Source organism: Rhizobium sp. No.120 (assembly GCF_054558365.1).
In genome coordinates, this window is sequence record NZ_BAAJNQ010000039.1 from 1 (window position 1) to 6,038 (window position 6,038).

At 53.8% G+C, this 6,038-nt stretch carries 7 protein-coding genes; 4 read left to right on the forward strand and 3 right to left on the reverse strand.

Going from position 1 to position 6,038, the window contains the following annotated elements; all coding sequences use genetic code 11:
- Nucleotides 1-87: 87 nt before the first annotated feature.
- Both ACYJRZ_RS31725 and ACYJRZ_RS31730 read right to left on the reverse strand, forming a co-directional pair.
- Nucleotides 88-471, reverse strand: a complete 384-nt coding sequence (locus ACYJRZ_RS31725; protein WP_459465483.1) for a PIN domain-containing protein — start codon at nt 469-471, stop codon at nt 88-90.
- On the reverse strand, nt 468-668 hold the full coding sequence (locus ACYJRZ_RS31730; RefSeq protein ID WP_459465485.1) for a type II toxin-antitoxin system VapB family antitoxin: 201 nt from the start codon (nt 666-668) through the stop codon (nt 468-470). Before ACYJRZ_RS31730 ends, ACYJRZ_RS31725 begins: the two co-directional genes overlap by 4 nt.
- Before the next feature lie 504 nt (nt 669-1,172).
- On the opposite strand from ACYJRZ_RS31730, the gene ACYJRZ_RS31735 reads away from it, so the two are divergent.
- Nucleotides 1,173-1,319, forward strand: a complete 147-nt coding sequence (locus ACYJRZ_RS31735) for a DUF4167 domain-containing protein (protein WP_459465495.1) — start codon at nt 1,173-1,175, stop codon at nt 1,317-1,319.
- Nucleotides 1,320-1,321: 2 nt separating this feature from the next.
- Nucleotides 1,322-2,350, forward strand: a complete 1,029-nt coding sequence (locus ACYJRZ_RS31740) for a fatty acid desaturase (RefSeq protein ID WP_459465487.1) — start codon at nt 1,322-1,324, stop codon at nt 2,348-2,350.
- A gap of 354 nt (nt 2,351-2,704) precedes the next feature.
- Here ACYJRZ_RS31740 and ACYJRZ_RS31745 read toward each other — a convergent pair whose 3' ends face one another.
- Nucleotides 2,705-4,486, reverse strand: coding sequence for a B12-binding domain-containing radical SAM protein (locus ACYJRZ_RS31745; protein ID WP_459465489.1), 1,782 nt, complete (start codon nt 4,484-4,486; stop codon nt 2,705-2,707).
- 312 nt (nt 4,487-4,798) lie between these two features.
- On the opposite strand from ACYJRZ_RS31745, the gene ACYJRZ_RS31750 reads away from it, so the two are divergent.
- Nucleotides 4,799-5,008 carry a cold-shock protein gene (locus tag ACYJRZ_RS31750; RefSeq protein ID WP_459465491.1) on the forward strand — a complete coding sequence of 70 codons (210 nt, stop codon included), beginning with the start codon at nt 4,799-4,801 and terminating at the stop codon, nt 5,006-5,008.
- 583 nt (nt 5,009-5,591) lie between these two features.
- On the forward strand, nt 5,592-5,885 hold the full coding sequence (locus ACYJRZ_RS31755) for a hypothetical protein (protein ID WP_459465493.1): 294 nt from the start codon (nt 5,592-5,594) through the stop codon (nt 5,883-5,885).
- Nucleotides 5,886-6,038: the final 153 nt, after the last annotated feature.

Consider the following 6,038-nt stretch of genomic DNA (forward strand, 5'->3'; position numbering starts at 1 on the left):
CCGTCAGCCAAAACAAATTACTCATCAGCAGGCTCCTATAAGCCCGTCTGAATCATAGCCGTCAATTGAAATCAATGGGTCCTGACCCTAGTGAGGTGTGTTGACCGGTATATGCAGTGAGGCTCGTGCCTTTTCCGCGGCTGCCCGCAGGCGCTTGTCTCTGGTCCATAAGGACGCTTTATGGTCAAGAAGAACGGACGCCAGCAAGTGAGCATCCGTGTAGCCAATGCCCATGCTGAAAATACTATGTCGATCGATCATTATCATGACTTCGTCATGTGTTGCGACGACTGCGCTGCGTTGGGCCGACAGGAAAGCTATCACGTTGCTGCGATCCCGAAGGCTGCCAAGAGCCAGCTCGCCGATCACGCTCGGATGGCACAGCAGTCGATCATCTTCAATAATCCTGCCCAGCTCCGCGTCGGCAGATCGGAAATGATCAATCCAGATCGAAGTGTCCGCCAATATCACTTAACTGCTGCGCTCCGGCGGCGCGGAGGTGCCTCTGCGTCCGGCATGGTTCCTCCGAGCGCGATGAGGCGTTTTCCGGACTCTACACGAACAAGCGTCTCCAATGCTTGGCGAACGAGCGCCGCGGTTTCCTTGGTCCCGGTCAATGATTTCGCCCTATCCATGAGTGCATCGTCGAGATTGATAGTAGATCGCATGAGTCGAATCCCTTATTGAGGCATATAAAATAGCACCAGTTGGTGATAAAATCTACGCCTCATTTCTGCTTCCGTAGGCAGGGCATTGTCCCCACCCCCTCTTACGTTTGGGATTGAACTCGCCGAGCGGAGATCGGACGGTGAAATGTCTCCCTATTTCGAACCAATTGCGGACTTTCACAAAACGCCAGGCCGGGTGAGCTTCCCATGGAAATCATCTGGCGTATTGATCGACACTGCGATGGGTAATTGCAGAACCGCCATTGCACAACACGAAACGGCCGCATTGACATGATATGCCGATAACCATGTCGCGATGCCGCGCTCCAGACGGCGATATTAATAGCAAAAGCAACATCAGTCGCGTCATCATCCTCTATATCATTGTTTAAGGAGCAAGCCGTAAAAAGCTTGAATTGTCAGTTGGTTTCAACACAACAACAACACCCGCCGACCCATAAAGCCACCTTCGATACCACCGCATCAAAGACTACATTTGCGAGCTTGAAGCGAAGATACGAACAATTTCAGCTATTGGCGCATGAGCGCGCCCGGGCTGGCGACCAAATTGAGGCGGAAAACATGTTTCAACATGCGGAGCATTACTATCGCGCCGCAGCCCTACAAAAGGCTGGCTACAACCGTTGGTGACAATGACCGTCTCCGGATGCCAAAACGAGCCAGATGCAGCAGCCTGGCTGAAAATTCTGTCGAAATATCGTACACCCAGCCCACGTCGCAGTGCCTTTGAACTTGCCGTGACAGCCATTCCTTTTGCCGCGTTCTGGGTCTTGACTTGGGTCGCTGTGCACTACGGATTCTGGTACGGCCTCATCCTTGTTGTCCCAGCCGCGGCGTTTCTGTTGCGCCTGTTCATGATCCAGCACGATTGCGGCCACGGTTCATTCTTTGCAAATCGTCGCTTTGACGACTGGATCGGGCGTATTCTTGGTATCTTGACCCTAACACCTTACGACTATTGGCGGCGCGCGCATGCCGAACATCATGCATCAGCCGGAAACCTGAATGAGCGCGGTATTGGCGACATAACCACGCTAACCGTAAGTGAATACTATGCTCGCTCCAAATGGGGGCGAATTGGGTATCGTCTCTATAGGCATCCGCTCGTGATGTTCGGGATTGGGCCGGTGTGGCTTTTTCTATTCCAGCAACGTCTCCCGGTCGGCATGTTGCGTGCCGGTCTCCTGCCATGGGTATCGGCAATGTCGACCAATCTGGCGCTTGCTGTGATCATGTCGCTTCTCATCTGGGCGATTGGGCCTGCAGCCTTCTTCATGATCCATCTGCCGATCGTTTTGCTGGCTGGCGCCGTTGGTATCTGGCTCTTTTATGTGCAGCATCAATTCGAGGAAACGCACTGGTCAAAGAAGCCGGAGTGGCAATTTCCGAACGCCGCATTGCATGGTGCTTCCCATTATGACTTGCCGCCCGTTCTGCGCTGGGTGACCGGCAATATCGGCATTCATCATGTGCATCATCTCTGCAGCCGCATTCCCTATTATCGCCTGCCGGAGGTTTTGCGAAACCATCCAGAACTTGGTGAGATAGGCCGGATCACGTTGCGTCAGAGCCTGCGATGCGTAAAGCTCGTGCTTTGGGACGAGGGCGGCCAGAAGCTGGTTTCATTCCGCGATGCAGCCGAAATCGCGAGGGCCTCTTAAGACCATATTGGCGGCGAAGCGGTCTCATGGTGTTGATCGGAAGTTCGCATATCGCCATTCAAGGCTACAGGAGCCGGCTATTTGGCGACATCGCTCGCTGCAGGAGCTGCTGGCTCAGAGCGCTTGTGAGTTCCGCTTAGTCCATAGAGAATGGAAAGTGCCAGGCCGATAACCATGGCGGTGGCCATTATTCTTTTGCCAAATCGGGATTCCATCCTGCTCCTCCTCCGAACGTTCCGTCGAAGACACGGTTCCTATATGGGATAATACGCACTTTTAGTTGGCGACGGCGTCGATGAAGGACCAGGAATAATGTTGACTTGACCCCTCGAAACCGACTGCACCAAAACGCCTTCAGTGAACCGGCGCGCGTTTCGTCAGCTCGGCAACCTTCTTGACATGCTTGACAGCTGCGCTTCCGCCACTCGTCTGCGTAAACAAGGAAAGACGGCTGTCGTCATCGTCGGCGACCGGTGTTAGTGCCTGATCCATATAGGCCTTTGACGTTTTATCCCTGGCGATCAGGTAGGCGGAGAAAGAGAGGCTGGTGATTGCTCCGGCGAGCCTCAAATGTTTCACGAGGGTGCCGCCGATGAATTTTGGCCAAAACCATAGGGGATTTTCCTTCTCCAGATCCGGCCGACGCTCATCTGGATGCTTCAACCGCATCACGCCGCTTTGCAAGGGATGAACGTTTTCGAGCGGCACCGTTGTCGCAAAGGATATCAGCACCTTCACCAGACTGGCGACCGGCATGCCCGTGGCGACAGCGCGACGCAGCAACGTTTTCATATGTTGCGGAGAATAATAGAGGGACCAGGCCTCCTGATAGATCTCCTCCCACTCCCCCTTGCTCATCTTATCATGCGCTGTGCAAACATGTTCGACGTCGTATATGTTGAGATCATCGTCCATGCTGATGCCATTGCGCCAGAGCGTCTGGTGATCTTCCGAGCCGGGTAGCGGGGTGAGCACGAAGAACTCGATGACATCGAGTGGCAGCTCCTCCTGGATGATGCGAATGTCGCGGCGAATGGTATCCGGCGTATCGGAAGGAAAGCCGAGGATATAACCCGCGAGCGTCATGATGCCTTGCGCTTTCCAGGCGAGCAGCATCTTGCGGTACTCGGTTATTTTGTTCTGGTTCTTCTTCGCCGCGACGAGATTGTCGGGATTGACATTTTCAAGCCCGATAAAGACGCGAGTAACACCGGCGCGCTTGGATTTTTCAATGAAGTTCGGGATCTTGTGACAGAGCGTGTCGACCTGGATCATCAAACCGAGCGGAATGCCGTGTTGCTCCTTCAACTCGATAAGGCGGTCGAAGATTGCCTCCCAATCTCGGTTCCGAGCAAAATTGTCATCCGTGATGAAGAACTTGTGAATTCCCTGCGCCCAATTCAGGCGCACCAGCGTTTCGATATCATCGGCGGAGCGAAAGCGCGATTTGCGGCCCTGGACATTGATGATCGTGCAGAATGAACATTGATATGGGCATCCGCGCCCTGCATCGAAGCTGCTGCTGAGGCCAAGCGTGTGTTCGATGCTATCCTTGGGCAGAAAGGGCACCGGGCTACCCTCGATGCCGGGCAGATCATTCATGAAATTATAGAGGGGTTTCAATGCCCCCTGCGAAGCATCGCGCAGGACAGCTTCGAGGCGCCCCTCGGCTTCGCCCGCAAACATCGCAATGCCCATCTCCCGGCAGGCATCCAGTTCGATGGCGGCGCCGTCAAGCATGGCCAGGCAGCCGGAAATGTGAAAGCCACCCATGCAAACGGCGATATCGGCTTCTCGGAACGGGCGGGCAATATCAAGCGCGCGGGGATATTGGTTGGATTGAACACCCACCAGCGCCACCATTCCGAAATTGTCGTTCTGGCGCAGCTTTTCGATGAGTGATGCGATTTTGATGCGGGTATTGGTTTCATCGATTACCACAATGTCGATCCCGATATCGGGACCAAGGCTCTCGCGCTCCGCACAATCGCGGGCGATGCCATAGATGGCAGCCAGCGAGTTGGAAGGAATCATCGCTCTCCACCATCGGATAACGTAGCCGTCATCGTCGTAGTGAGAGGGTTTTATAAGAATGAGCTGGAAGCGTCGATGACGCGCCTCGATCTGTTGGGCCAAAGATCTATCTTTCGGTTGAGGCGCTCGCCCTAGGGTAACAGGCAATATTTTAGATGCAAGGAATAGATTGGGATTGGCCCTGTAGGACTTCTCCGCCGATGTTGATCGGGCTGTCGGCGACAATCACCCTTTGTCGATTAAATCTGTCCGCGCATTGCCAAATCAGAAATAGAGCCTATGTTGGGTAAGTCGACCATTGCTTGTGATGTCGCTCAAGAGCCACAGGGCTCCCTCGGATTTCCGCTCAAATAATCGATCTGATCCTGCAAGGTATTGCGGGAACTACTACAATTGCTTCGAAAGGAAATCACCATGGCCGCGGGCACCCTAAAATGGCTTGATGCCGGCAGAGGATTTGGATTCATCCAACCCGATGACGCCAGCACGGATGTATTCGTGCATATATCCGCCTTGGAACGCGACGGGATTAGCGCACTGAAGGACGGTCAGAAGGTTAGCTATGATCTTATCCAGGATCATAAAACCGGTAAAAGCTCAGCCGACAATGTTCAGGCGATTTAAGCTTGTCACTCATTCCAGCTGACCACGGATGTACTGGCAGCAGAATTGAATGACCGTAGGAGATCGGGATAACACCCCATCTTATTGGAATCAGTCGTATTCTCACCTGCATCTACGAAGTGGTAAGAGACGCATGTAATAGCAAGCTGAATAGAACTCAGCATCTGCATAATCAAACAGCAATCGGCTCGTGCCTGCTTTGACCACGCATGTACTGGCACTGCAGGATTGCGAACCTTTGGAAAGGTCGGGCATTCCCCGGCCTTTTTGTTTTGGAGAAATATAATGACGAAGACAAATGCAGAGAAGCTCCTTCAGCGAGCGCTACGCCAAGTGAAGAACACAAGCGGTGGCGGGCACTTGGGAGGCACTAATTTCGGGCAAACCTATGATGCGAAGACATCGTCCAGCAAGAATGGAAACGATAAATCACGCAAGCCCCGCGCATGAAATAGCCTTAAATGGAGAGCGATAGTGTTGCATCAGCGTCGCTCTCGTCTTGTCCTACCAGAATGTGGGCGTCGCCTCAGCGGTAGCAGGGCTCTTGCAAAGGCGGAAGTTTCAGATAGCCGCGCGAGCTGGCTTGAAACATCAGCCGCAGACTGCTTTCCGCAACATGGAGGAAACAGCTATGCACGTCCAAAATCCTGTCGTCCCGGCCGGCCTGGGGTTGCGGCTTCCTGATCCGATGAGCGCTGGAGCGATCGGCCCTCCGGACCTGGAAACCTCCGATGTGGCATCCAGAGAGGCTTACGAGCGTGGAGGCGACGCTGGCATGCGGGAGACGCAAGATGAAGAGAATCCATATCCAGAAGGATGCGTGCTCGCGAAAGCCTTTGAACACGGCTATCTCGACGGCCAAAAGGCGCGGCGATAACACGATGATGTTTAGGACCAGCCTCGCATGAAGCAGATCTGAAAGATCGCGACACGCTTTCGTTTCCATCCCTTTAGACAAGTTCATTCAGCGGGTGGTACTGACAATGACGGCAGAGGTTTTCTCTCCGCGATCCCCGGGAGGAGATCAATG

Excerpts from the sequence above, each read along its gene's own strand:
- ACYJRZ_RS31750 (WP_459465491.1), top strand. The coding sequence starts at position 4,799 with ATGGCCGCGGGCACCCTAAAATGGCTTGATGCCGGCAGAGGATTTGGA.
- ACYJRZ_RS31740 (WP_459465487.1), top strand. The coding sequence starts at position 1,322 with ATGACCGTCTCCGGATGCCAAAACGAGCCAGATGCAGCAGCCTGGCTG.
- ACYJRZ_RS31730 (WP_459465485.1), bottom strand. The coding sequence starts at position 668 with ATGCGATCTACTATCAATCTCGACGATGCACTCATGGATAGGGCGAAA.